This is a genomic window from Clostridium sardiniense (assembly GCF_016907995.1).
GTDB classification, from domain to species: domain Bacteria; phylum Bacillota; class Clostridia; order Clostridiales; family Clostridiaceae; genus Clostridium; species Clostridium sardiniense.
Genome location: NZ_JAFBDA010000003.1, coordinates 171,043 through 197,660, shown reverse-complemented (window position 1 = coordinate 197,660; position 26,618 = coordinate 171,043). Strand labels below are relative to the sequence as shown.

At 29.1% G+C, this 26,618-nt stretch carries 23 protein-coding genes; 22 read left to right on the top strand and 1 reads right to left on the bottom strand.

The annotated features are described in order from the left end of the window. Positions 1-192 precede the first annotated feature (192 nt). A complete protein-coding gene (locus JOC62_RS04570; RefSeq protein WP_204594050.1) occupies positions 193-1,038 on the top strand; it encodes a YihY/virulence factor BrkB family protein in 846 nt (281 codons plus the stop codon). A 48-nt stretch (positions 1,039-1,086) separates the two neighbouring features. Here JOC62_RS04570 and galE read toward each other — a convergent pair whose 3' ends face one another. Next, a complete protein-coding gene (gene galE, locus JOC62_RS04565) occupies positions 1,087-2,073 on the bottom strand; it encodes a UDP-glucose 4-epimerase GalE (protein WP_204594049.1) in 987 nt (328 codons plus the stop codon). Positions 2,074-2,217: 144 nt separating this feature from the next. On the opposite strand from galE, the gene JOC62_RS04560 reads away from it, so the two are divergent. The 21 genes from JOC62_RS04560 to uvrA all read left to right on the top strand — a co-directional run bounded on the left by JOC62_RS04560 (position 2,218) and on the right by uvrA (position 26,512). After that, positions 2,218-2,586 carry a single-stranded DNA-binding protein gene (locus tag JOC62_RS04560; RefSeq protein ID WP_204594048.1) on the top strand — a complete coding sequence of 123 codons (369 nt, stop codon included), beginning with the start codon at positions 2,218-2,220 and terminating at the stop codon, positions 2,584-2,586. A gap of 459 nt (positions 2,587-3,045) precedes the next feature. After that, the gene (locus JOC62_RS04555; protein WP_204594047.1) at positions 3,046-3,369 is read left to right on the top strand and encodes a DUF6514 family protein; all 324 of its coding nucleotides are present in this window, start codon (positions 3,046-3,048) and stop codon (positions 3,367-3,369) included. Positions 3,370-3,449: 80 nt separating this feature from the next. Continuing rightward, a complete protein-coding gene (acpS, locus tag JOC62_RS04550; RefSeq protein WP_204594046.1) occupies positions 3,450-3,821 on the top strand; it encodes a holo-ACP synthase in 372 nt (123 codons plus the stop codon). A 4-nt stretch (positions 3,822-3,825) separates the two neighbouring features. Continuing rightward, on the top strand, positions 3,826-5,325 hold the full coding sequence (locus JOC62_RS04545; protein ID WP_204594045.1) for an NAD(P)H-hydrate dehydratase: 1,500 nt from the start codon (positions 3,826-3,828) through the stop codon (positions 5,323-5,325). Between the two features lie 59 nt (positions 5,326-5,384). Beyond that, positions 5,385-6,068 carry a germination lipoprotein GerS-related protein gene (locus tag JOC62_RS04540; RefSeq protein WP_204594044.1) on the top strand — a complete coding sequence of 228 codons (684 nt, stop codon included), beginning with the start codon at positions 5,385-5,387 and terminating at the stop codon, positions 6,066-6,068. Positions 6,069-7,034: 966 nt separating this feature from the next. Further along, positions 7,035-7,262, top strand: a complete 228-nt coding sequence (locus tag JOC62_RS04535; protein WP_204594043.1) for a hypothetical protein — start codon at positions 7,035-7,037, stop codon at positions 7,260-7,262. 8 nt (positions 7,263-7,270) lie between these two features. Next, positions 7,271-7,624: a type II toxin-antitoxin system PemK/MazF family toxin gene (locus JOC62_RS04530; RefSeq protein WP_279381501.1), complete on the top strand. Its 354-nt coding sequence runs from the start codon at positions 7,271-7,273 to the stop codon at positions 7,622-7,624. Positions 7,625-7,895: 271 nt separating this feature from the next. After that, the gene (locus tag JOC62_RS04525) at positions 7,896-8,720 is read left to right on the top strand and encodes a transketolase (protein WP_204594042.1); all 825 of its coding nucleotides are present in this window, start codon (positions 7,896-7,898) and stop codon (positions 8,718-8,720) included. A 1-nt stretch (position 8,721) separates the two neighbouring features. Further along, positions 8,722-9,666, top strand: a complete 945-nt coding sequence (locus JOC62_RS04520) for a transketolase family protein (protein WP_204594041.1) — start codon at positions 8,722-8,724, stop codon at positions 9,664-9,666. A gap of 113 nt (positions 9,667-9,779) precedes the next feature. Further along, positions 9,780-10,625, top strand: a complete 846-nt coding sequence (locus tag JOC62_RS04515; protein WP_204594040.1) for a YitT family protein — start codon at positions 9,780-9,782, stop codon at positions 10,623-10,625. A gap of 60 nt (positions 10,626-10,685) precedes the next feature. Further along, positions 10,686-11,540, top strand: coding sequence for a YitT family protein (locus tag JOC62_RS04510; protein WP_204594039.1), 855 nt, complete (start codon positions 10,686-10,688; stop codon positions 11,538-11,540). 159 nt (positions 11,541-11,699) lie between these two features. After that, positions 11,700-12,386 carry a cell division ATP-binding protein FtsE gene (ftsE, locus tag JOC62_RS04505; protein WP_204594038.1) on the top strand — a complete coding sequence of 229 codons (687 nt, stop codon included), beginning with the start codon at positions 11,700-11,702 and terminating at the stop codon, positions 12,384-12,386. Next, positions 12,376-13,266, top strand: coding sequence for a permease-like cell division protein FtsX (ftsX, locus tag JOC62_RS04500; RefSeq protein ID WP_204594037.1), 891 nt, complete (start codon positions 12,376-12,378; stop codon positions 13,264-13,266). The genes ftsE and ftsX overlap by 11 nt, the downstream gene beginning before the upstream one ends. A 147-nt stretch (positions 13,267-13,413) precedes the next feature. Then, positions 13,414-14,655 carry a S41 family peptidase gene (locus JOC62_RS04495; RefSeq protein ID WP_204594036.1) on the top strand — a complete coding sequence of 414 codons (1,242 nt, stop codon included), beginning with the start codon at positions 13,414-13,416 and terminating at the stop codon, positions 14,653-14,655. A gap of 17 nt (positions 14,656-14,672) precedes the next feature. Next, positions 14,673-15,950, top strand: a complete 1,278-nt coding sequence (locus tag JOC62_RS04490) for a PDZ domain-containing protein (RefSeq protein ID WP_204594035.1) — start codon at positions 14,673-14,675, stop codon at positions 15,948-15,950. 220 nt (positions 15,951-16,170) lie between these two features. Then, complete coding sequence (gene uvrB, locus JOC62_RS04485) at positions 16,171-18,150, top strand: excinuclease ABC subunit UvrB (RefSeq protein WP_204594034.1); 1,980 nt, start codon at positions 16,171-16,173, stop codon at positions 18,148-18,150. Positions 18,151-18,652: 502 nt separating this feature from the next. Beyond that, positions 18,653-20,239: a bifunctional aspartate transaminase/aspartate 4-decarboxylase gene (locus JOC62_RS04480; RefSeq protein ID WP_204594033.1), complete on the top strand. Its 1,587-nt coding sequence runs from the start codon at positions 18,653-18,655 to the stop codon at positions 20,237-20,239. Positions 20,240-20,283: 44 nt separating this feature from the next. Beyond that, the gene (gene aspT, locus JOC62_RS04475; RefSeq protein ID WP_204594032.1) at positions 20,284-21,951 is read left to right on the top strand and encodes an aspartate-alanine antiporter; all 1,668 of its coding nucleotides are present in this window, start codon (positions 20,284-20,286) and stop codon (positions 21,949-21,951) included. 163 nt (positions 21,952-22,114) lie between these two features. Beyond that, the gene (locus JOC62_RS04470) at positions 22,115-22,777 is read left to right on the top strand and encodes a Pr6Pr family membrane protein (RefSeq protein WP_204594031.1); all 663 of its coding nucleotides are present in this window, start codon (positions 22,115-22,117) and stop codon (positions 22,775-22,777) included. Positions 22,778-22,833: 56 nt separating this feature from the next. After that, on the top strand, positions 22,834-23,280 hold the full coding sequence (locus tag JOC62_RS04465) for a C-GCAxxG-C-C family (seleno)protein (RefSeq protein WP_341534794.1): 447 nt from the start codon (positions 22,834-22,836) through the stop codon (positions 23,278-23,280). 406 nt (positions 23,281-23,686) lie between these two features. After that, positions 23,687-26,512, top strand: coding sequence for an excinuclease ABC subunit UvrA (gene uvrA, locus JOC62_RS04460; RefSeq protein WP_204594029.1), 2,826 nt, complete (start codon positions 23,687-23,689; stop codon positions 26,510-26,512). Positions 26,513-26,618: the final 106 nt, after the last annotated feature.

The following is a 26,618-nucleotide window of genomic DNA, read 5'->3' as shown; positions in this document are numbered from 1 at the left end:
TAAGTGTATAATAATCTTAATTTTAACTATATTATAAATTATACTATAGTAGAAAACGTTAATAAACACATATATTAAATAGATAAAAGATAAAATAGTAGAAGTATAATAAATATATTTTGCTACAAATAATAATAAGTGATATATTATAAAATAAAACATTAAAAATAAAATAATAGTATTGGTGAGATTATGAAAAAAAATTCTAATAACAGGTCAATGATAGACACATTTTTATATTTATTTGTTAAGGTTAAGAGAGATGATATTTTTGCTCTAGCATCACAGTTAGCATATTATTTAGTAATATCATTCTTTCCTTTTTTAATTTTTCTAATTACTCTAGTAGGATTTAGTAATTTAAATTCTATTGAGGTTTTAGATGGATTGCAAAAGATATTACCAACAGCAGTATTTGAGTTAACTAGCACAACAATAGAAGAAGTTGTAAATTCTCAGAATACAGGAGTATTAGGGGTATCAGTAATATTAACAATTTGGTCTGCTTCTTCTGCATTTAGAGCCGTAACAAAAGGTGTTAATAAAGCTTATAATATAGAAGAAAATAGATCCTTTATTAAAAGATCTATAATAGGAATTATATGTGTAATAGCATTAGCATTAACAATTATTAGTACACTTGTTGTGCTTGTATTTGGTAATCTAGTAGGTGATTTTTTAAACACAGTGCTGCCTTTTGAGCACTTGATAAACTTTATTTGGAATATATTAAGATACGTAATTATAATTGTTATGATGATTATTGTATTTGCTGCAATTTACAAAGTGACTCCAGCTAGGAAAGTTAAATTTAGAAATGCAATACCAGGAGCTATAATATCAACTCTTGGATGGTTAGTAGCTTCATTAGGTTTTTCATTCTATGTAAATAATTTTAGTCATTACTCTAGGCTTTATGGCAGCATTTGGACAGTATTTGTTTTAATGATTTGGTTATTTATAACATCGATGGTATTTATGTTTGGAGTAGAATTAAATTCTGTTTTAGATAATGAAAGAAGAAAGGGTATATATTAAAAATATATACCCTTTCTTCTTTAATAATATTATTTTAAATTTAGAAATTTATTTTGAATATCCATTAGGGTGATTTTTATGCCATTTCCAAGCGGTTTCTATTATTGTTTCAACGCTATTGAATTGAGGCATCCAATGAAGCTCTTCTACAGCTTTATCACTTGAAGCGATAAGGACTGCTGGATCTCCAGCTCTACGAGGGGCAACCTCAGCTGGTATAGGATGTCCAGTAACCTTTCTTGCGATTTCAATCATTTCTTTAACAGAGAAGCCAGTTCCGTTTCCTAAATTATAGATTCTACTTTCTCCACCACCCATTAATCTTTCAAGGGCAAGGGAGTGAGCAGAAGCTAAGTCTGACACATGTATATAGTCTCTTATACAACTTCCATCTTCAGTATTATAATCATCACCGAATATCATTATTTTATCACGCTTACCTAAAGCAACATCTAAGATAAGTGGAATTAAATGAGTTTCAGGAGAATGATCTTCACCTATTTTTCCATTTATATGAGCACCAGCTGCATTAAAGTATCTAAGAGTAGTATACTTTATTCCATAAGCATGATCGCACCAATTTAATATTTTTTCAACAATAAGTTTTGACTCACCATAAGCATTTGTTGGTATAGTCTTACTTTCTTCTAATATTGGAATTTCGTCAGGTTCTCCATAAGTGGCAGCTGTTGATGAGAATACTATATATTTTACATTATAATCTCTCATTGCCTCAAGAAGATTTATAGTTCCATAAACATTATTGTTAAAATATTTTAGTGGTTCAGTCATACTTTCTCCAACTAAAGAATAAGCAGCAAAATCAATTACAGCTTCTATATTATTTTCACTAAATATTTTATCTAGTATTTTTCTATCTCTTAAATCACCAATGTATAATTTTCCACCAAGAAGTGCATCTTCATGTCCCTTTTCAAGATTGTCTAATATAACAACTTCATTTCCGTTTTCTAATAATTCAGCAACCATATGGCTTCCAATGTACCCAGCGCCTCCGCAAACTAATATTGACATGTAATCCCTCCAATTATAATTTATAGCTTAATTTACCATCATAATAATTATACCATCAAAATTATCTAAATATAATACTGTAACTTGAATAATATTTACAATTAAGGAAATACTTTTAGGTATAATTGCTCAGGAGGTATAAGAATGAATAAAATAGTATTATTAGGAAAATTAATAAGGGACCCTGAACTTAGATACTTAGAAAGTAGTGAAAAGGTAAATTCGAAATTTATTATTGCAGTAGAAAGAAGTTTTAAATCTTTAGATGGTACAAGAAAATCAGATTTAATACCTATAACTGTATGGGGAAAGAAAGCAGAGGTAATATGTAAGTATCTTAGAAAAGGTGATTACATAAGTTTAAGTGGAAGACTTAGAACAGGAAGTTATGAAGATAAAGATGGAACTAAAAAATATATAGCTGAAGTTTCTTTAGAAGATTTTAAATTTGTTGGTAGAAGAAGAAGTGAGGCTGATATTATACATGAAGAGTGTAATAAAGTTATGGATTAGTATATACTAATCTATAACTTTTAAAAAATATGCTAGAATATATTGTAACTTTAAAGAATTATATGATATAATAAAAATATCGGTAATGGTAACGTATTCACGTTTCAATTATGGTTGTTTAGGGGATATGAGAGAGAAAAAAGGAGCTAGGGAGCTCTTTTTTTTATGCATATATATCCAAAAAAATACAAATAACAATCATGGTAAAAGTTTACATTAAACAGGAATTAATTTCCATGGAGAATAATTATAAATTAAATTAAACAATAGTCGACAAGAAAAGTATTTTTAAGTTAATTATTGCTCACTTTGACTGTTGAAATATAGATATACACCTAGAAAAGTACGAAACATGTCAATAAAAAAATATTTACAAGAACACCCTTTGACATATTTCACGACATACCTATGATATATTTTACTAGAAGGCATATTTATGGCATATAGAGGGGGATTATCATGGTTAAAGAAAAATTTGTATTTTCAAGAATAACAAACGGAATTGAAAGGAAATATAAGTACAAGCTTATAAAGAGTTTAATGGGAAAAGAAGAGGTATTTGGTATAGAAATAGAAAGAATTGATATTAAAGGGGATTTAATTATAGATTCATTTAAAGATTCAATAGATTTAATTTCACCAATAGAAGAAAAAGTTAATTCATTATTAAAGATGCTTTATGAAAATCAAGTATCACCAATTCATTTAATTGATATAATAGGACCTTACGCTGATGAGTACGTTAGTGATTTTGATAAGATAAGTTTAGAAGTACAAGTATAGTGGTGGTATAAAAAACAAACATCTTTGATTTATAGTAAAATGTAATATATATGATATGTTACAGGGAAGGATGAATTAAGATGATAATTGGTATAGGAACTGACATTATTGAAATAGCTAGGGTTGAAAAAGCAATAGATAGAAATTCTAAATTCTTAGAAAAAATGTTTACTGAAAGAGAAATAGAGTTTTTAAGAAGCAGAAACTTTAAAGGGGAAACTGTAGCTGGATCTTTTGCAGTAAAAGAAGCGGTCAGTAAAGCTTTAGGTACTGGAATAAGGGGATTTGCTTTTAATGATATTGAAGTATTAAGAGACTTATTAGGTAAACCAGAAGTTACTTTAAGTGAAAAAATAATAAATAATTTAAATATTAGTTCAGTTAATATTCATGCTAGTATATCTCATAATTTAGATACTGCCATCGCTTTTGTTGTAATTGAGGAGGCATAACTGAATGGAAATTTTAAGTAGACAAGGTTGTAGAAACATAGATAATGAAACAATTAATAAAGTAGGAATTCCATCAATAGTCTTAATGGAAAATGCAGCAAATGGGATAACTAATATTATTAAAGAGATGGGGAAGAAAATAATTGTTTTCTGTGGAATAGGGAATAATGGCGGAGATGGACTAGCAGTAGCAAGAAAATTACATCTATTAAATAAAGATGTAGAGGTATTTTTAGTTGGAGATATAAAGAGAATAAGCAATGATTGTAACTTGAATTTGAAGATAATCAAAAATTTAAACATTCCTACTATAAATGTAGAAAGAGAAGAAGATATAAAAAACACTATAATAGAAAAGGTAATGGAGGCCGATTATATAGTAGATTCTATATTTGGAATTGGCCTAAATAGGAATGTTTCTGGTATTTATAAATATATAATAGAAGTAATAAATAAATATTCTAAATTTACGGTAGCTATAGATATACCATCTGGAATGGATTCTGATACAGGAGAAGCACTTGGAAAAGCTATAAAGGCAGATATTACATGTACAGTTGAAGTGATGAAAAGAGGGTTTATGTCTAGTAAGGCTGTAGAGTTAACTGGAGATATAAAAATAGTTAATATAGATATACCAGATTATATAAAAAAACAAAATAGTGAAAGAACTTACATACTATCAAAAGATAAATATAAGAAAATGATTCCTATAAGAAAGAAAACAGGACATAAAGGGAATTATGGAAAGATATTGATAGTTGCAGGTAGTGAAAAATATTGTGGAGCAGCATTTATAACTACAGAAGCTTGCGTTAGAACTGGAAGTGGGCTAGTGACTTTATTGACACATAAAGATGTATCAAGTGCATTAAAAGGCAGACTTACTGAAGCTATGATACGAGAATATTCAAGTTATGAGGATATAGATACTTTAGGTGAATTTGATGTTATAGCTTGTGGGCCAGGATTTAGTAAAGCTGAAAATAGTAAAATGATTTTAAAAAAGATTATAGAGGAGACTGATTGCAAATTAGTCTTAGATGCAGATGCTCTTAATATAATAAGTGAAAATAATGATCTAATTAAAGGGTTAAAAGGTAGAACAATAATAACACCTCATCCAGGAGAAATGGCCAGATTAGTAGATAAAACTATAAGTGAAGTTGAGAAAGATAGAATTGAGATTGCAAAGAAATTTGCAAAAGAACATAATATTACAGTCTTACTAAAAGGTTATCATACAGTTATTACAGACGGTATTGATGTATTTATAAATACTACTGGAAATAGCAAGATGGCTTCAGGGGGAATGGGTGATTGTTTAACTGGAATTATAGCTTCTTTTATAGGACAAAATCTCAATATAATAGAAGGAACTCTTTTAGGTGCATATGTTCATGGGTATATAGGAGATGAATTATCAAGAAATATGTATAGTGTAAATGCAAGGGATATAATAGAAGAACTACCTAAAACAATAGAAAAATTATGTGAAAACTAGAATAAAATTCTTCCAAGTTTAATATTAGTATTAATGAGTAATTAAACAGTGGAGGGATCATGAAGTTTTTAGAAAAATTTAAAAGTATAAAAAATAAAAAAAATAAGAACATAAAGACAGAAAAAAGCAATATAAAGAAAAAAATATTAGCTGTATTATTAATGATAATACCGTTTATATCTATAATATTAGTAATATCATTTAGACATGTTACAGATCCAACAAATGAAGAAATATTAGAACATGTAAAAAATATGAAAAGATATGATACAATTGCTGAATACACTATAACTAATACTAGAGGAACATATAATGAGAAGACTAAAGTTTTATTCTGTGATGATCATGGAATCAGAATAGATTTTGGAGAAGAACTTACTAAATTTTATAATGAAGATAAAGTAACTATGGTGTATAACAAAAAGAATGAAAAATATGAGATAAAAAGAGATCTAGATAATTTATATCCATTAGGAGTAATGAGTGAAATTTTTAAGAACCCTGTTGTAGAGGTATCAGAAGGTCAGGAAGAATGGGGAGATTTAAAATACTTAAAGGTTGATTTTGATCTAATAACTAACAATAATCATATGGATAAAGCTACTCTATATATAAATAAGTCTAAAAAAGAGCCATTGTTAATAAAAATTTTTGATAATGAAGGCAAAGAAAGAGTTAAAATAGAGTATAGAGAGTTTAATAAAAATAAAGAATGTAGTGAAGAAGACTTTGAAGTTAATTAGTATATTGAAGAGTGAGTTAAATATAAGTAGTATTAGACATGGAATTTAATGAACTAATTCAGAGGTAATTTCAAATAACATAAGAGAAGTAAGATGATTACAAAGGATAATAATATTAGGATATACACTAATAAGTTTTAATGATGAGATTTTAAAATACGATATTAATAAAGAAAGTATATTCTTTAGAATATGCAAATAAACTCTCAGATATTGCAATATTAAATAAAAATATTGTAAAAGTACATATAGCGCTAGATACTGGTATATAACATATAGTTTTTTATAAACAGACAAAAGCGTAGAAGAGTAAATTTGGAATTAAATATGTATCAAATAGCTTTCTATAAGTAATTTAGAATAATGCCATTTTGATACTGTAAAACTAGTGGTAATACTTTAAGGATATTATCAGTTTAATAAAATAAAAAATAAGGCCGGTATTAACATTAAAAGCAATGTAGTTCATCTTAGAGAAGTCGGAGAAGGAACGTACATAAGTTATTGAAAATGTTATGAAACTGTTGATACACAAATGATCGCAATATTATCTAGATGATATGCAGATGTTTATGTTAAAAATTTAAATGAAAAGAAAAAGTACTTGTAGAAAATATACTATAAATTGTTTTAGGTAATGGTTGTATGGATCAATGTATGGTTTAAGTAGCAGATATTTCAAAGATTAAAATTGAAAACAGGGTTATGTTATTAGAGAAAATAAAAATAAGGTTAATGATATAGCTAATGAATCAAATATTATTAGTTATGAAGTTATAGGTTCCATTGATAGAATATAAGCGTGTATATAAAATGGACAAGTAACAATCACTAAAAAGTATTTATAAATTAAGACAAATTAGAACAAATTTAAACAAATGTGACAAATCCTTTGACACAATGACATATTTTTATATATAATTTAAATATACATAAAAACTCTTTGGTAAATAGGGAGGAATTATCATGTCATGTCAAAAGGAATTAGAAAAAATGTATCTAGAAAAAAATAATTGTAAATATAATAGTGATAATCTAATAGTATATATAGATAGAGAAATTAGTAAGGAAACAGAAAAGCTTATGAAAAAAGGTTATCAAGAAATGGCTTTTCTAAATTTACAGTTAGCTTTGATGACAGAACATGAACTAGTTGATGTTAATGATTATGAGACATGGCTTTGCGGAGAGTGATAATTCTTATGACGACTATGGTAGTAAAAAGAGGCGATATATTTTATGCCGATTTAAGCCCGGTTATAGGATCGGAGCAAGGTGGCATAAGACCTGTGATAATTGTTCAAAATGATATAGGTAATAGGTATAGTCCAACTGTTATTATTGCGGCTATAACATCTCAGATTAATAAAGCAAAATTACCTACTCATGTTGAAATATCTTCGGAAGAATATGGTTTAAACAGAGATTCTGTTGTTTTATTGGAGCAGGTTAGAACTTTAGATAAGAGAAGATTGAAAGAAAAAATAGGACATATGACTGAAGAAGATATGAAAAAAGTTAATAAGGCTTTACTAATAAGTCTAAATTTACTTTAAAAAAAGTTTTTAAATAAGCTACGCAAATGTTTACATTGGCGTAGCTTTTATTGTTTTATAATATTTATTAAATTGAAGAAAAAGCTAGATAAATATCGAAAAATGATACACTATTAGAAATAGTATACTCTATATGGACAAATGTGTAATACTATTAGGAAATAGCGTATATTATAGTGTATACAAAGAATAAATTGTGTGGTAAAATAAAATCTGTAAATAACGGAAAACTAAATCTATAAAATGTTAAATTAAACTGGGAGGATATGAAATGAAAAAGAATAAACAAGAGCTAATGGATATAGCTAAAATTATAAGAAAAGATATAGTATCAATGCTAACAGAATCAGCTTCAGGACATCCAGGCGGATCACTATCTGCAACTGATATCGTAACTACATTGTTCTTTAATGAAATGAACATAGACCCAAAAAATCCTAAAATGGAAGATAGAGATAGATTTGTTTTATCAAAGGGTCACGCAGCACCAGTATTATATAGTGCTCTAGCAAGAAGAGGGTTCTTTGATCCTAAGGAATTAAAAACACTAAGAAAAATTGGATCAAATCTTCAAGGACATCCTAACATGAATGATCTACCAGGAATTGATATGTCAACAGGTTCATTAGGTCAAGGAATATCAGCAGCTGTAGGTATGGCTTTAGCTGGAAAGACTGATGATAAAAATTATAGAGTTTATTCATTACTTGGAGATGGTGAACTAGAAGAAGGTCAAGTATGGGAAGCTGCTATGGCAGGAGCTCATTATAAATTAGATAATTTAACAATATTTATAGATTTCAATGGTCTACAAATTGATGGAGATATTACAAAAGTAATGAATCCTTCTCCAATAGATAAGAAATTCGAAGCTTTCGGATGGAATGTATTAGTTATAGACGGACATAACTATGATGAAATTTTAGAAGCAATTGAAAAAGCTAAGAATCATAAAGGACAGCCAACAGCTATAGTTTGTAAAACTGTAAAAGGAAAAGGCGTTTCATTTATGGAAAATCAAGCAAGCTGGCATGGAACAGCTCCAAGTAAAGAGCAATGTGAAGAAGCTTTAAAAGAAATTGGAGGGGAAGAATAATATGAGTAATAAGATCGCAACAAGAGAAGCATATGGAAAAGCATTAAAAGATTTAGCATCAATGAACAAAAAAGTAGTTGTATTAGATGCTGACCTTTCAAAATCAACAAAGACTGCAGACTTTAAGGCTGTTGCACCAGAAAGATTCTTTAATATGGGAATAGCTGAAGCTAACATGATGGGAGTAGCTGCTGGTATGTCAACTTGCGGAAAAATTCCTTATGTAAGTACTTTTGCAATGTTTGCAGCTGGAAGAGCTTTCGAACAAATAAGAAACTCAATTTGTTACCCAAGATTAAATGTAAAAGTTTGTGCAACTCATGCAGGATTAACTGTTGGAGAAGATGGCGCATCTCACCAAGCAATTGAAGATTTATCATTAATGAGAAGTATACCAAATATGACAGTTATAAACCCAGCTGATGCTGTTGAAACTGATGCAGTAATAAAAGCTATTGCAGAAATAGATGGACCTTGCTACGTAAGACTTGGAAGAGCTGCTGTAAATGTAATAAATGATAAAGACACTTATAAATTTGAACTTGGAAAAGGTGTTACTTTAAGAGAAGGTAATGACTTAACAATAGTTGCAACTGGTATAATGGTTGATGCAGCTTTAGAAGCAGCAGAAATGTTAGCTAAAGATGGAATATCAGCTAGAGTAATTAACATACATACAATTAAGCCAATAGATAGAGAGTTATTAGTTAAAGCTGCTAAAGAAACAGGTGCTTTAGTAACTGCTGAAGAACACAGTGTTATAGGTGGTTTAGGATCAGCTGTATCTGAGGTTTTAACTGAAGAGTATCCAGTACCAGTATTAAAAGTTGGTGTTCAAGATAAGTTTGGTGAAAGCGGAAAGCCAAATGAATTATTAGAAGCTTATGGATTAACAGCTAAAAATATAGCTGAAAAAGCGAAAAAAGCAATAAATTGTAAAAAATAATAACAAAATTTGTTATAAATAAAGTTTAAATATGATATAACAGTATAGTAGAGGTACTATACTGTTATTTTTTATAAAAAACAATAATTTTACTATAGAAATAGGAGGTAAAAATGAAAGGGAAAATTAAAGAGTATGGGATAATAACGATAGGGATAATACTAGTGGGAATAGCCATTCAATTTTTTTATGTCCCAAATAATATAACAGGAGGCGGAGTTACTGGTATTGCATTAGTAGTTAATCATTATATACCAGGTGCTAATCTTGGAACATTAATGGCGGTTATGAATATATTTTTATTTATAATTGCGTTTATATTTATAGGCAAAGGTTTTGGAGGAAAGACAATTTATGCAGCTATGGGGTTATCATTTATAAATTGGTTCTCAGAAAGTTTTATTAAGCCAGTTGGTATTCCGGACAATCCTATGCTTGCAACTATAGCAGGAACAGTTTTATTAGGAATAGGACTTGGAATAGTATTTACTCAAAATGCATCAACAGGCGGAACTGATATAATAGCAAAAATTTTAAATAAATTTTTCCATATTGATATGGGAAAAGGAATGCAAATGGTTGATATTATAGTTGTATTATTGAGTGCTGTAACTTTTGGTGTTGAAAAAGGTATATATGCGGCTATTTGTGTTTTATTAAATGGAATTGTTATAGATAAGGTAATATCAGGTTTTAATACATGTCATCAGGTAGTCATATTTACAGAAAAAATAGATATATTAAAAGGGTACATAATTAAAGACATTGATAGAGGATGTACTGTATTCAAAGGGAAAGGAGGGTATACAGACAAAGAGAAGGATGTTCTATACTGTGTTGTTGGAAGATCTCAGCTTATGAAAATAAGAAAGTTTATAAGTGATAATGAACCGGATGCTTTTGTTATAGTAAATGAAGCTCATGACGTTTTAGGGAAAGGCTTTGGTGATATAGAATAGTATCTCTAAATTTAGGAAAGATAATATCATAAATAAAACTATATAAATTGGGGTGTTAATATGAAAAAAGGTACAATAAAAGAATATGCATTAATAACTTTCGGAATTATTCTTGTTGCTATTTCTGTAGAGTATTTCTTTGCACCAAATGAATTAGCTGCAGGTGGAGTTACTGGGCTTGCAATTGTTATAAATGATTTCTTCCCTTCAATTGGAGTTGGAATCATTACATTAATTATAAATGTAATATTATTCGGAGTTGCATTTATGTTTATTGGTGGAAACTTTGGGGGAAGAACAATATACGCAAGTTTAATTTTATCATTAGTAATGTGGATTATAGAGAGATTTTTAAATCCATTCGCAATAACAAAAGATTTAGTAATAGCAACTGTTTTTGGAACTTTAATTTCTGCATTTGGGATGGCATTAGTATTTAATAAAAATGCCTCAACAGGAGGAACAGACATATTAGCAAAATTACTTAATAAATTTAGTCACATGGATATTGGGAAAGCACTTTTAATAGTGGATCTTATAATTACACTTTCAGGGGCTTATGTATTTGGATTAGATTTAGGATTCTATTCAATGTTAAGTGTAATTATACTTGGTATTACAGTTGATAAATTTATCGAAGGATTTAACGCTTGTAAACAAATAATTATAATAAGTGAACATACTGAAAAAATAAGTAAATTTATTTTAGATGAGCTTGAGAGAGGGTGCACTTGCCTGAAAGGCGTTGGTGGATTCTCTAAGAAAGAGAACTTTATAATATATACAGTATTAAATAGAAATGAGTTCATAAAGCTGAAAAATCACATTAAGGAAGTTGATAGTAAAGCGTTTATTACTGTTGGAGATGTTCATGAGGTTTTAGGAGAAGGATTCACAGAACTTTACCACCCATAATATTACAAAATATGATAAAGTGTTTTGTCGTATTTGGGAATAATATTAAAAACTTAATAAAATCTTATATTATATGTCGTAAGACATGTGATATAATGATTTTGTATAATGGACAAGGGGTTTATGGAGTGGGTCCAAATCTATAAGGAGTGTTTAGAGATGATAGAATTTAAGAATGTATCTAAAATTTACGATAATAATGTAAAAGCTCTATCAGATGTTAACTTAGAAATAGAGTCAGGAGAATTCGTATTTTTAGTTGGTCCATCTGGAGCTGGTAAATCAACTTTTATAAAAATGATATTAAAAGAGATAGATCCTAGTTCAGGACAATTAATAGTAGCTGGAAAAGATTTATCAGAAATAAAAAGAAAGCAAACGCCTTACTATAGAAGAAAAATAGGGATGGTGTTCCAAGATTTCAGATTAATACCTAACTTAAATGTTTATGAAAATGTAGCATTTGCTATGAAAGTAGTTGAAGCTACTCCAAAGGAAATAAGAAGAAGAGTTCCAATGGTATTATCATTAGTTGGGTTATCACATAAGTATAAGATGTTCCCACATGAATTATCAGGAGGGGAGCAACAAAGAGTATCACTAGCTAGAGCTATAGTTAATAATCCAACAGTTCTAATTGCTGATGAGCCTACAGGAAACTTAGACCCTGAAACAGCAAAAGAAATAATGGGATTATTAGATGATATAAATAAAGCAGGTACAACAGTTCTTATGGCAACACATGCTCAAGAAATAGTTAATGACATGAAAAAGAGAGTTATAGCTATTGAAAAAGGAGAAATTGTAAGAGACGAGAAGAGAGGTAGGTACAACGATGAAAATTAATACGGTAAATCATTTTATTTCTGATGCTTTTAAAAGCTTAAAAAGAAATAAGACAATTTGTTTTGCTTCAATTATTACAGTACTTATTACATTCTTCGTGTTAGGTATATTTGTACTTATGAGCAAGAACGTAGGATTAGCACTTAATGATGTTCAATCAAAAGTGGAACTTAAGGTATTCTTAAAAGATGACATTAAGTTAATTGAACAAAGAGAAGTAGAAATTAAATTAAATGAACTTCCAGGAGTTAAGGAAATACATTACGAATCAAAAGAAGAAGCTTTTAAGAACTTCCAAGAAAGCACAAAGGACAACAAGGGATTATTAGAAGGATATAGCCTAGATAAAAATCCATTCCCAGCATCGTTTGTAGTTAAATTAGATAATGCAGACTATGCAAAATCAGTAACTGATGCAGTTAAAAGCTTACCAGGAGTTGAAAGTATAGGTAATCAACAAGACCTTATAAATACAATAACTAAGGTTGTAAATGGTGTTAAAGTAATAGGTGGAGTACTATTTGTTATACTAGTTGGTGTTGCAGTATTCTTAATAATGAATACAACAAAACTAACAGTTTACTCAAGAAGAAGAGAAGTTGGTATAATGAAATTCGTAGGTGCTACAGATTGGTTTATCAGATGGCCGTTTATAATTGAAGGTATGATAATAGGGCTTATAGGTTCTTTACTATCAATTGGATTAGTAGCCTTATTATATAACGGAGCTGTTAGCTGGGTAGCTGGTAAGATGTTATATGTTTCATTAGTACCAGTAAGTTATGTAGGAACAACTTTATTATGGCAATTTGCTTTAGGCGGATTAATAATTGGAGGAGTTTCAAGTTACGCTTCATTAAGAAAATTCTTAATAGTATAAAATTTATTAAATTGAATAGAATATAACTATGATAAACTCAGTAGGAATTTATTCCTACTGAGTTTAGTTTAATATGGAAAAATTGGGTATTATGCTTTATACTATTTAATTATATAGCATTGAGAGTTTAGAAAGGATGTTGTTTTAATGAAGCAAAATAGTAATAAAAACAACAAGAGGTTAGTCTACATAATAGTAGGAGTGCTTTTTGTTGTTTGTTTGTGTTTGGGAAGTTTTTATGTAGGGAATATTTTTGCAACAAAGGGTGTAGTACTTGCATCAACAAATTCTAAAGTAAATAGTACATTTAAAGAATTTAACGACGTAAATAAGTATAAAGAGTTATTCCAAGTTAGGGATGCATTAGTAAAAAATTATGATGGTGAAATTAATGATGAAGTAGCACTAGAAGGTGCAATAAAAGGTATGGTAAATTCTTTGGGTGATCCATATACAGTCTATATGAATAAAAATGAGTTTAAAAAGTTTAATGAACAAAATTCAGGTGAATACATGGGAATAGGTGTTTATGTAGGTGTTAAAGATGGCAAAGTAACTGTAATATCACCTATAGATGGATCACCAGCTGCAAAAGCCGGAATTAAGAGTGATGATGTCATAATTGCAGTAAATGGTGAAAAGGTTGGAGCTGATGTAGAAAAAGCAACATCTCTAATTACTGGTAAAAAGAAAGAAGAAATAACATTGACTATTCAAAGAGGAAAAGAATCACCATTTGATGTTAAAGTTATGAGGGATACTATAAAGACTGATTCAGTAAAGGGTGAAATGATCCAAAAAGATGTAGGATATATCCAAATTACATCGTTCAATGCTAATGTTACAGAAGATTTCAAAAAGGAAATAGAAGCTTTAAAAGCAAAAGGAATGAAGGGAATGATATTGGATTTAAGAGGAAATCCAGGTGGATATCTGTCAGAAGCAGTTGGGGTTGCATCACAATTCATTCCTAAGGGTAAACTAATAACATATACAGTAGATAAATATGATAATAAAACTGAAGAAGTTTCAAAAGGAGGAATAGCTGAAGGTATGCCATTAGTTGTTCTTGTTGATGGAGGAAGTGCAAGCGCTTCAGAGGTTGTTACAGGTGCTTTAAGAGATTATAAGGCTGCAACTATAGTAGGAACTAATACTTTCGGTAAAGGAATAGTTCAGGCACCAGTTCAGTTTGATGATGGAAGTGCTTTAAAAGTTACTATATCAAAGTATTACACTCCAAATGGAGAAAATATCCATCATAAAGGAATAAAGCCAGACGATGTTGTAGAAATTCCTAAAGAGCTTTTAAATAAGCCTTACAGTAAAGATAAAGATAATCAACTTAAGAAAGCTTTGGAGGTCATAGATAACAAAATAAATAAGTAGTAGATTTAGGAGGAGCAATGGATTTAGTTTTATACACATTAAGATCATTAGCATATATAATTATCGAACCTTCTCTATTATTAATTTTAGTTATACTTGGCGTAATGTTTTATTTAAAAAATAAAAAACTTGCTTTTATGCAAAAAATGGTTACAGGGGAGAGTATTAACTCTCCCCTAGAACTTACATTATCCCAAATAACATTAGGATTAATTGGAGGAATCTTTGCAAGTTTAATGCTTAGCATATTAGGAGTAGTATTTAAAGAGAACTCAGGAATTGAATTACTGTTTATTATATCAATAATATCAATATTCTTTAAAACAAAATTAACGAGCTTTGCATATGCAGGAGGAATTATTGGTGCTTTAAGTATAGTAGTTACATATTTTAATATAGGTGGAGATAGTAATAGTTTCTTAAAATTAGATATATCGTCACTTATAATATTTATTGGAATTATACATATAATCCAAGGATTTCTGATTATGATTGATGGAAGTAAAGGTGCAATACCTGCCTTTTCTAAAAAGAATAATAGATTAATTGGTGGGTATGTTTTAAATAGGTCTTGGGCAATACCAATTACTTTATTTATAGCATTATCTAGTAATATGAATTCAGATATAATTAATAACAATATAAGTACACCAGGATGGTGGCCTATATTTTCAAATAGTAGTACATTAAATTTAATAAGTACTGCAATATTAGGAATGATACCTTTGTTTGGATTGGTAAGCTATAATACAGCGACATTCACTAAGACGAAGAGAGGAAAAAGCATAAGTTCAGGAATATACATTGTTATTTATGGTATTGTTATATCTTTAATATCTATCATAGCAGAAATTGGACTAGCAGGTAAAATAATAGCAATAATATTAGTACCATTACTTTATGTAGCTGTTATTAGATTCGAAAGAATGATGGAAGATAAAAAAGAACCTATCTTTTATAGTGATGAGCATAGTATTTGTGTGCTAGAGGTTGTACCATTTTCAAAAGCTTATTCTGCTGGAATAAAAGTTGGAGATAGGATAATATCTATTGAAGGTAAGGATATAGAAAGTGAGAAACAAATATATCAAGCTCTGAAGGATAATCATTTCGATGTAGAAATTGAAATAAAGAGTAAATCAGAAAGTAGAAAGAAAGTACGGGTTGGAAAAGGAAAAGGGGCAGGAATGCTTCTTGTACCTAGATTTGTAGATGAAGACAAAAAGATAGAAATAAATAAGAAAAGAATAAATGAAATATTAGAAAAAATAAAAGATGAACAAAAAAGCTCATAATTAGAACAAAGAGGTTTCCTATATATAATTTTTATTACTTTAATTAATAAAAATAGATATAGGAAGCTTCTTTATATTACAAGATATTTTAGCAAAACAAATACTATTTGCAAAAGAATAAATTTTGGGATAATGTATAAATAAGATTGAATTTAGTAAAGAATTAATGAGGTATGATATACTTTGAAATTTATATTATACATGAAATTGAGGTGAAATAATGGGAGAATTTAAGATAAAATCTAAATTTAAGCCTACGGGAGATCAACCGAAAGCTATAGATAAATTAGTAGAATCTATAAATGCAGGTAATGAGTTTCAGACACTTTTAGGAGTTACTGGATCAGGAAAGACATTTACTATGGCAAATATAATAGAAAGAACTCAAAAACCAACTATTATATTAGCACATAATAAAACTCTAGCAGCACAACTTTGTTCAGAATTTAAAGAGTTTTTTCCAGATAGTATAGTAGAATATTTCGTTTCTTACTATGATTACTATCAGCCAGAAGCGTATGTGCCACAAACAGATACATTTATAGAAAAGGATGCTTCAATAAATGATGAGATAGATAAGCTTCGTCACTCAGCTACATCAGCACTTTTTGAAAGAAAAGACGTTATTATAGTTGCATCTGTATCATGCATATATGGTCTTGGTAATCCAGATGAATATAAGAAACTTACAATAAGTCTTAGAACTGGAATGCAAAAAGATAGAGATGAGATAATAAAGAAACTTATAGAAATTCAATATGAACGAAATGATATTGATTTCTCAAGAGGAACATTTAGAGTTAGAGGAGATTCTTTAGATATTATTCCAGCATCATCTTCAAATAAAGGAATAAGAGTTGAATTTTTTGGAGATGAAATTGATAGAATAAGAGAGTTTGATGTTTTAACAGGAAAAATACTTGGGGAAAGAAATCATGCTCAAATATATCCAGCATCTCACTTTGCTGCTTCAAAAGAAGTATTAGAAAGATCAATTTCAGTAATTGAAGAAGAGCTTGAAGAGAGGTTAAGAGTTTTAAATGCTGAGGATAAATTATTAGAAGCTCAGAGATTAAGGCAAAGAACTAACTTTGATATCGAAATGATAAGAGAGATGGGATATTGTAGTGGTATAGAGAATTACTCTAGAATATTAGATGGAAGAGCACCAGGAACTCCACCTAAAACATTACTTGATTACTTTCCAAAAGATGAATACTTAATGTTTATAGATGAAAGCCACGTAACACTACCACAGGTTAGAGCGATGTATGCGGGTGATAGATCAAGAAAAGATTCATTAGTTGAATATGGATTTAGACTTCCATGTGCATATGATAATAGACCTTTAAAATTCCAAGAGTTTGAAAAGAAAATAAATCAAGTTGTATTCGTAAGTGCAACACCAGCAAAATATGAAGAAGAACATGCAACTGTTATTGCAGAGCAGATTATAAGACCTACAGGATTATTAGATCCACAAATAATTATAAAGCCAGTTAATGGTCAGATTGATGATTTATACGGAGAAATAGGAGAAACAACAAAACGAGGTTTTAGAACTCTTATAACAACTTTAACAAAAAAGATGGCGGAAGATTTAACAAAGTATCTAACAGAACTTGGAGTAAAAACTACCTACATGCATTCTGATATAGATACACTTGAAAGAATGAGGATTATAAGAGATTTAAGAACTGGTGAGTTTGATGTATTAGTTGGAATTAATCTTTTAAGAGAAGGTTTAGACATTCCAGAAGTTGCGTTGGTTGCAATATTAGATGCAGATAAAGAAGGTTTCTTAAGATCGGAAACCTCACTTATTCAAACGATAGGAAGAGCTGCAAGAAACTCAGAAAGTAAGGTTATAATGTATGCAGATAGAATAACTGGTTCAATGGACAGAGCTATTAAAGAAACTGAAAGAAGAAGAGTTATTCAGGAAGCATATAATAAAGAACATAACATTACACCTCAAACAATTATTAAAGATGTGAGAGAAGTAATTGAAGCAACAAAGGTAGCAGAGGAAGAGACTAAGTATGAAATAGAAAATCAACCTAAGAAGCTTACAAAGAAGGAAAGAGAAAAATTAATTAAAGAGTATACAGACGAAATGATGGATGCTTCAAAGAATCTTCAATTTGAAAGGGCAGCTGAACTTAGAGATATGATTAAGAAATTGAAGGATAAAAAATAAAATAAATATTACAAAAGATTAGAGATATAATTCTCTAGTCTTTTTTTATTAGGTAGAAGATTTATGAATATATATAGTAGATTAAGTTAATACAATGAATTTATATATAGGTTCGTTAAAAGTGTTTATATATGTAGTATATGGAATTTAAGTATAGGATTATAGTGAGTTATATAATACATATAGATATAAGAAGATTAAATAAGTTTGAATATGTCACAGAATATAAACATAATTATTCAAAAATTACAAAAAATGAAGAAAAAGACAGAATGATAAGTGTAGGCTATAAAATCATCCAGGAAAAAATATAATATTTATCAAATTAATGGTTATTAATTATAAGATATGTAGAATGAAAAGCTTTAAAAAATTATTACTATAGTTAATATAGTAATTGTAAATTGATATTAAAAGTATGTATTTATAGGTAATAAGTGTATATAAAAGATTAATATTTAAATTAGGGGAGAAGCTTTAAATATTAAAAGGAGTGATCAATATGATTACAAGAGAAGAGGAAAAAAAATTAGAAAGTTTAGGAGCATTTGAAGTCAGTCATAATATGCTAAAGCTTGCTAAAAATAATGAAAAGCATAACGTGTTCTTAAATGCGGGAAGAGGAAATCCTAATTGGATTAATACTGAGGCAAGATTGGCTTTTGCAAGAATTGTTGAATTTGGAGTGTTAGAATCTCAAAGGACAATGCATGATGGAAATTTAGCTGGTTATACAATCTTAGATGGAATTAGAGGAAGGTTTGAATCATTCTTAGATGATAGTAAATATATAGATAAGTTCTTAAGAAATATAATTGAATATTATACAAATGAATTAAGCATAGATGGAGATCAATTAGTAAAAGAGTTGGTTGATGGGGCAGTTGCTAATAACTATCCAGTTCCAAGTCGTTGCTTAGTTAATATAGAGAAGATTTTAAATATGTATCTACAAAAGGAATTATATAATGGAGTAGATCTTAAAGATAAAACATCAGTATTCCCAACAGAAGGTGGAACAGCTGCAATTTGCTATATCTTTAATTCACTTAAAGAAAATAAGTTAATAAAACCAGGAGATAAAATTGCAATTAATACACCAATATTTACACCATATCTACAAATTCCAGAACTTGATGATTATGAAATGGTAGAAATAGATTTAAGATCTAAAGAAGAAAATAAATGGGTTATATCACCAGATGAATTATCAAAGTTAGAAGATGAAAGCATCAAAGCATTATTTTTTGTAAATCCTTCAAATCCAGGATCAAAAGCATTAGATAATCAAGCTTTAGATGCAATAGCTAAGATTGTTCAAAAACGTAAGGATTTAATTATTATAACTGATGATGTTTACGGAACATTTGTAAATGGATTCCAAACAATATATAGTGTTGCACCACATAATACTTTACTTGTATATTCATTCTCAAAATTATATGGAGCAACAGGATGGAGAATTGGTTTAATAGCTGCAAATGAAAAAAATGTATTTGATAGCTTAATAGAAAAACTTCCAGAAGAAGAATTAAAGAAACTTGATGAAAGGTATGGACTTGTAACTTTAGAACCACGTAAATTAAAATTCATAGACCGTTTAGTTGCGGATAGTCGTTCAATTGGACTTTATCATACATCAGGATTATCTACACCTCAACAAGTTATGATGGCATTATTTGCATCAACAGCTTTACTTACAAAAGAAAAAGATCCATATATTGAAAGTTCTAAAAAATTAGTAGCTTCAAGATATCACGATTTATTCTCTACATTAGGAATTGATGAAGATAATAGCAAGGAAAATGCAAAATACTATTCATTGATAGATATATATGCTCTAGCAGAAGGTCACTATAATAGCGACTTTAGAAAATATTTAGAAAATGGATTTGAACCAATTGATTTTTTATTAAAATTAGCAGAAAAGAATGGAGTAGTATTAATGGAGGGGGTAGGCTTTGGAGCAACACCTGGAACATTAAGAGTATCTGAAGCTAATTTACCAGATGACGCATATAAAAAAATAGCAAAACAAGTGTTAGAATTACTTTCTGAGTACTACAGTGATTATAAGCAACAAAAATAATAAGTAAAACAAAAACATTTATTAGAAACAGAAGGTGATTTGGTATGAAGGTGATTATTGACTTTTTAGAAAAGAATCCAAGTGTAGCAATATTCTTTTGCTTAGCACTTGGATACTTAATAGGTAAGTTTAAGTATAAATCATTTAGTCTAGGTTCAACTGTTGGAACACTTATAATTGGATTAATTATAGGACAGTTTGGAGTGTTTCACGTATCACCAATAGTAAAAAATATATTCTTTAGCTTTTTCATATTCACAATAGGATATGAAGTTGGACCTGCTTTTGTAAATAGTTTAAAAAAATCAGGTGTAAAACTAGTTATTCACTCAGTATTTTTTAGTGTAGTTGCTTTTATAGTTGCTATGATTTGTTTCAAAGTATTCCATGTAGATGCAGGGGAGGGTGCTGGAATAATTGCAGGTTCTCTTACACAATCAGCTGTTATAGGAACATCAGCATCAGCTATAAATGGACTTAATGCAACAGCGGCTGTAAAATCAGCTATGGAATCTAAAGTTGCAATTGCATATGCAATAACATATGTTTTTGGAACAGTTGGGATACTTATTTTCTTAAAAAACATTGCACCTATGCTTTTAGGAGTAAATTTAAAAGAAGAAACAAAAAGGATGATTGAAAAGATTCATTTTAAGGGAGATGCATCAGATAATTCAAGCATAGTGAATAATATAAAGATGCGTGCTTTCTTAGTTAATGAAGATTCATCATATGTAGGTAAATCAGTATCTGATATTGAAAAGGGCTTTAAAAATAAAGTTACTTTTGAAAAAATATTCAAAAATGGTGAAGATACTAATTTTGATCAAAGTACAGTTATAGCTTCAGGTGACTATATTACTATAATAGGTGATCTTACAGATATTGTAGAAGCTGAAACTGATGATTTAGTAGAAACATCTGATGAAAAGTATATGAATGTATCTTTAGAAAAATCAGAAATAATGTTAACTAAAGAATTCAATATAAAAAATTTAAAAGACTTATATAGCAATAACATTATGTTAGAATTAGTTAAAAGAAACGGAAAAAAATTAGAAGACGAAACAGAAATGAGAAATGGAGATATATTAACACTTATAGGACCTAAACATGCTATATCTAAAATAATAAAAGAATTTGGATATGTTAAAGATAATGGTACTTCAACAGATGTTAGTTATTTAACATTTGGGATTATAGTAGGTGTTTTAATAGGAACATTAGCATTAACAATTCATGATGTTCCATTAACTCTTGGAAGTGGTGGTGGAGCATTATTCTCAGGTCTATTATTTGGATGGTATCAAAATAAACATCCACATTTTGGAGAAATACCATCATCAACACGTTGGTTTTTAAAGAGTGTAGGTTTAAATTTATTTATTGCTGTAGTTGGATTACAAGCTGGAAGCGCATTTATTCCTGCATTAAAATCAATGGGATTCGCAGTATTAATAATAGGTATATTGGTATGCCTAATTCCACATGTACTTTCATTGTACTTTGGAAAATATGCACTAAAATTAGAACCAGTAGATATAATAGGTTCACTTTGTGGTGCAGGTACAATAACAGCTGCATTAAATGCTATAACTGAAGAAAATGGAAGTAGTATATTTGCGTTAAGTTATACACCTTCCTATGCAGTAGGTAATATTTTGATTACCATAATGGGGCCTCTTACTATTGGATTGCTATATGTCCATTAAGTTTTAGAAAAAGAAAGTAATTACTATTTTGATAGTAATTACTTTCTTTTTCTTATAATAGTTTAAATGAAATCCTATAACATAGTTTAATTATTAAAATATTTGACAGTCAAAATAAATTTTATATAATTATAAAGAGAATTAAACAATACGAGGTGAATAAATGAATAAAGTACATAAAATTTGGAGAGGAATAGCTGGAATTATTATATTATTAGCTATATTAGGATCATTTACTAATCAAATATTAGTTAGTGAAATACCAACATATATGGGAAGAGTACTAGGATTTTTCTCATATTTTACAGAATACAGTAACATATTAGTAATGCTTTGGTTTATAAATAAAGCTTTTTTAGGAGAAAGAATACAATTCTTAAATAAAGATAGTGTAAGAGGTGCAATAACACTTTACATATGTATAGCAGGAATAGTATTTTTCTTTGTTTTAAATTCAGCTTGGAATCAGCAAGGTATTGAGAAGGTTCAAAGTTACATACTACATGGATTTTCACCAATTGCCTTTATTTTAGACTGGTTATTTATAGGTAGAAAAGGAAGATATAATTATAAAGATATTTGTATGTGGATTATATTCCCTATAGTATATTTATTTGGAGCATTATTTATAGGAAATATTATAGGAGCATACCCATATCCATTCTTAGATTTAAATACTATTACATTTGCTGAATTTTTAAATTATCTAATATTTTTAGTTATAGCATTTATAGGTATGTCATTTATCATAGTGAGTGTAGACAAGCTATTAGGAAAATTAAGTAATGTAGTTAAAAGAAATGTTAAGTTTGTAGAGAATAACTAGGACTTTCAATTATATATGTTAAAATTATAATGTATATAATTAAGGAGGGATTTAGTTTGACTGATGAAGATATTAAAAGAATTAGAGAAACTGCTGAAAATTATTATAGAGTAGGTAGTTTCTTTTGTTCAGAGGCTATAGTTAAGACTTTAAAGGATGAATTCATGCCAGAGTTAAGTGATGATGTTGTTAAATTTGCATCAGGATTCCCAGTTGGGATAGGAAGATCAGGATGTACATGTGGAGCATTAGCAGGAGCCGTTATGTCAATCGGAATGATTTTTGGTAGAAGCGAAGCTGGTGGAAAGGAAGTAGACAAGACACTTCAATTATCTAAAGAGTTGCATGATAAGTTTAGAGAAGCTAATAGAGTGACTTGTTGTAGGATTCTAACTAAAGGATTAACTATGGGTTCACCAGAACATAAGGATCAATGTGTGAGATTTACAGGAGATATGGCTGAAGAAGCAGCTAAGATAATTATAAGAGAAAAGAATTTATAATACATAAAAAGAAAGATTAGAGAAATCTAATCTTTCTTTTTTATAATAATCAAAATATATAGGTGGTTTAATGGGAATAAAGTATCTATATGGAATGTAGCATTACTTAAATAAGAAAATAAAAAAGAAACTAAAATAGTATTATAATTCATATAGGCAGCGTATAAATGGCTATACCTTTAAGCTACACACCTTCTAAATATGAGAGAATTTATTATAATTTTAACAATTCTTAAAAATTACTTAGTAATCCTACTTGTTACTTAATAATAGGAAAGACAAGTGATATAATTGACAATAAGATGAGATAAATTTAAAATTAACTTATGGGAACTTATGTTCGAGAATTAATTAGTAAATATAAGTCTAAAATAAAGCTATAAGTTAAAAGAGAGGTAACAATAATATGAAGGATAAAATCATAATAAAAGGAGCTAAAGTACATAATTTAAAGAATGTTAGCTTAGAAATACCAAGAGATAAGTTAGTAGTATTTACTGGACTTTCAGGTTCAGGTAAATCATCATTAGCATTTGATACTCTTTATGCTGAAGGACAAAGAAGATACGTTGAATCATTATCAGCATATGCAAGACAGTTCCTTGGTCAAATGAACAAGCCTGATGTTGAATATATAGAAGGATTATCTCCAGCGATTTCAATAGATCAAAAAACAACAAGTAAGAATCCAAGGTCTACTGTGGGTACAATAACAGAAATATATGATTATTTAAGACTTCTTTATGCTAGAGTAGGAATACCACATTGTCCTAAATGCGGAAAGGTAATAAGTCAACAATCAGTAGATCAAATTATAGATAAAGTAATGGAACTTGAAGAGAGAACAAAGATACAAATTCTAGCTCCAGTTGTAAGAGGTAGAAAAGGAACTCATGAAAAGATATTAGAAAATATCAAAAAGAACGGTTTTGTTAGAGCAAGAATAGATGGAGAAATATATGACCTTACTGAGGAAGATATAAAGCTTGAAAAGAACAAAAAACATAGTATAGAAGCAGTAGTAGATAGGTTAGTTATTAAAGAAGGTATAGAAGGAAGACTTACAGACTCTATAGAAACTGGTTTAAAGCTAGGAGAAGGCTTAATTATAATAAATGAAATAGGTGGAGAAGATACTTTATATAGCGAAAAATTCTCATGTCCTGATTGTGGAATAAGTATAGAAGAATTAGCACCAAGAATGTTCTCATTTAACTCACCATTTGGTAAGTGTGACTATTGTGATGGTCTTGGAACATTAATAGAGATCGATGAAGATTTAGTTATTCCAAATAAAGATTTAAGTATTATGGAAGGTGCAATTGCTTGTTGGGGTGAAGGAAGACTAAAAGATGATTCATGGACATTCTCATTCCTGAAAGCATTAAGCAAAGAATATGACTTTGATTTAAACACTCCAATAAAGGATTTGCCAAAAGATATAGTAAAAGTACTTTTATATGGAACAGAAGGAAAGAGATTAAAAGTAGATTACGTAAAAGAAGGAGTCAGAGCTACCTATAATTCAGTATGGGAAGGCGAAATCAATGCTCTTCAAAGAAGATATAGAGAAACTAACTCTGATCTTATAAAAGGTGAAATAGAACAATATATGAGTAATAAGCACTGTCCTAAGTGTAAAGGTGCAAGACTTAATAAAGAAGCTCTTGCTGTAACTGTTGGAGATAAAAATATTTATGAATTTACTGAGCTTTCAATACAAGAAGAGTTAGATTTTATAAATAGTGTTGAATTCTCAGAAAAGAATAAAATAATAAGCGAGCAAATAGTAAAAGAGATAGTAAGTAGATTAGAGTTCTTAGTGAATGTAGGATTAGATTATTTAAATCTATCAAGAAGTTCAGGAACTTTATCTGGTGGGGAATCTCAAAGAATAAGACTTGCAACTCAAATAGGTTCTGCACTTATGGGGGTTTTATATATTTTAGATGAACCTAGTATCGGACTTCATCAAAGAGATAATGATAGATTAATTAAGACATTAAAACATTTAAGAGATGTAGGTAATACTGTTATAGTCGTAGAACATGATGAAGATACTATAAGAGAAGCTGATTATGTTGTTGATATTGGACCAGGGGCAGGTGAGCATGGTGGAAATATTGTTGCAGCAGGTCCAATGGAAGAAATTAAAAAATGTAAGGAATCCATAACTGCACAGTACTTAACTGGAGAGAAGAAAATAGAAGTTCCAAGTGAAAGAAGAAAAGGAAATGGAAATAAGATTACTGTTTCTAAAGCAAAGGAAAATAATTTAAAAAATGTTACAGTAGATTTTCCGCTTGGAATGCTTACTATGGTTACAGGAGTATCTGGATCTGGAAAGAGTACTTTAGTAAATGAAATTCTTTATAAAGGATTAAATAAATTAGTAAATAAAAGTAAAAATCCGGTTGGAGCTCATAAGGAAATTAAAGGATATGAAAATATTGATAAGATAATCGATATAGATCAAAGTCCAATTGGAAGAACTCCAAGATCAAATCCAGCAACATACACTGGAACATTTGATATAATAAGAGAATTATTCTCACAAACACCAGAAGCTAAAATGAGAGGATATAAGCCGGGAAGATTTAGTTTTAATGTTAAAGGTGGAAGATGTGAGGCGTGTTCTGGAGATGGAATAATAAAGATAGAAATGCAATTCTTATCAGATGTATATGTTCCATGTGAAGTTTGTAAGGGAAAAAGATACAACAGAGAAACATTAGAAGTTAAGTATAAAGGTAAAAATATAGATGATATTTTAAATATGACAGTAGAAGAGGCTTTAGAATTCTTTGAACATATACCAAGAATTAAAAATAAGCTTCAAACACTTTATGATGTAGGGCTTGGATATATAAGATTAGGTCAACCATCAACTCAGTTATCAGGTGGTGAGGCTCAAAGAATAAAGCTTGCATTTGAGCTTTCAAAGAGAAGTACAGGTAAAACATTGTATATCTTAGATGAGCCAACAACAGGACTTCATATAGATGATGTAAATAGACTTGTTCAAATATTACAAAGATTAGTGGATGCTGGTAATTCAGTTGTAGTAATAGAACATAATTTAGATATGATAAAGTGTGCTGATTATATCATAGATTTAGGCCCAGAAGGTGGAGATAAAGGTGGTACAATTATAGGTACAGGAACACCGGAAAAAATATGTGAAATAAAGGATTCATATACTGGATATTATCTACGTAAAATATTAAAGTAAACAAAGAAAACAAAATATTATAAATTAATTAACTAGCTTTTAGAAAAGTTTACTAAGAAAGCTAGTTAATTACTCATACAAGCAATAATTGTAATATAAATGTAGG

What these genes read in the sequence shown, in the direction of transcription:
- JOC62_RS04495 (WP_204594036.1), top strand. Translation starts at nt 13,414, where the DNA reads ATGAAGCAAAATAGTAATAAAAACAACAAGAGGTTAGTCTACATAATA.
- JOC62_RS04490 (WP_204594035.1), top strand. Translation starts at nt 14,673, where the DNA reads ATGGATTTAGTTTTATACACATTAAGATCATTAGCATATATAATTATC.
- JOC62_RS04525 (WP_204594042.1), top strand. Translation starts at nt 7,896, where the DNA reads ATGAAAAAGAATAAACAAGAGCTAATGGATATAGCTAAAATTATAAGA.
- JOC62_RS04470 (WP_204594031.1), top strand. Translation starts at nt 22,115, where the DNA reads ATGAATAAAGTACATAAAATTTGGAGAGGAATAGCTGGAATTATTATA.
- JOC62_RS04530 (WP_279381501.1), top strand. Translation starts at nt 7,271, where the DNA reads ATGACGACTATGGTAGTAAAAAGAGGCGATATATTTTATGCCGATTTA.
- JOC62_RS04540 (WP_204594044.1), top strand. Translation starts at nt 5,385, where the DNA reads ATGAAGTTTTTAGAAAAATTTAAAAGTATAAAAAATAAAAAAAATAAG.
- JOC62_RS04510 (WP_204594039.1), top strand. Translation starts at nt 10,686, where the DNA reads ATGAAAAAAGGTACAATAAAAGAATATGCATTAATAACTTTCGGAATT.
- uvrB (WP_204594034.1), top strand. Translation starts at nt 16,171, where the DNA reads ATGGGAGAATTTAAGATAAAATCTAAATTTAAGCCTACGGGAGATCAA.
- JOC62_RS04560 (WP_204594048.1), top strand. Translation starts at nt 2,218, where the DNA reads ATGAATAAAATAGTATTATTAGGAAAATTAATAAGGGACCCTGAACTT.
- JOC62_RS04520 (WP_204594041.1), top strand. Translation starts at nt 8,722, where the DNA reads ATGAGTAATAAGATCGCAACAAGAGAAGCATATGGAAAAGCATTAAAA.
- JOC62_RS04480 (WP_204594033.1), top strand. Translation starts at nt 18,653, where the DNA reads ATGATTACAAGAGAAGAGGAAAAAAAATTAGAAAGTTTAGGAGCATTT.
- JOC62_RS04570 (WP_204594050.1), top strand. Translation starts at nt 193, where the DNA reads ATGAAAAAAAATTCTAATAACAGGTCAATGATAGACACATTTTTATAT.
- galE (WP_204594049.1), bottom strand. Translation starts at nt 2,073, where the DNA reads ATGTCAATATTAGTTTGCGGAGGCGCTGGGTACATTGGAAGCCATATG.
- JOC62_RS04545 (WP_204594045.1), top strand. Translation starts at nt 3,826, where the DNA reads ATGGAAATTTTAAGTAGACAAGGTTGTAGAAACATAGATAATGAAACA.
- uvrA (WP_204594029.1), top strand. Translation starts at nt 23,687, where the DNA reads ATGAAGGATAAAATCATAATAAAAGGAGCTAAAGTACATAATTTAAAG.
- JOC62_RS04555 (WP_204594047.1), top strand. Translation starts at nt 3,046, where the DNA reads ATGGTTAAAGAAAAATTTGTATTTTCAAGAATAACAAACGGAATTGAA.
- JOC62_RS04515 (WP_204594040.1), top strand. Translation starts at nt 9,780, where the DNA reads ATGAAAGGGAAAATTAAAGAGTATGGGATAATAACGATAGGGATAATA.
- ftsX (WP_204594037.1), top strand. Translation starts at nt 12,376, where the DNA reads ATGAAAATTAATACGGTAAATCATTTTATTTCTGATGCTTTTAAAAGC.
- JOC62_RS04535 (WP_204594043.1), top strand. Translation starts at nt 7,035, where the DNA reads ATGTCATGTCAAAAGGAATTAGAAAAAATGTATCTAGAAAAAAATAAT.
- acpS (WP_204594046.1), top strand. Translation starts at nt 3,450, where the DNA reads ATGATAATTGGTATAGGAACTGACATTATTGAAATAGCTAGGGTTGAA.
- aspT (WP_204594032.1), top strand. Translation starts at nt 20,284, where the DNA reads ATGAAGGTGATTATTGACTTTTTAGAAAAGAATCCAAGTGTAGCAATA.
- ftsE (WP_204594038.1), top strand. Translation starts at nt 11,700, where the DNA reads ATGATAGAATTTAAGAATGTATCTAAAATTTACGATAATAATGTAAAA.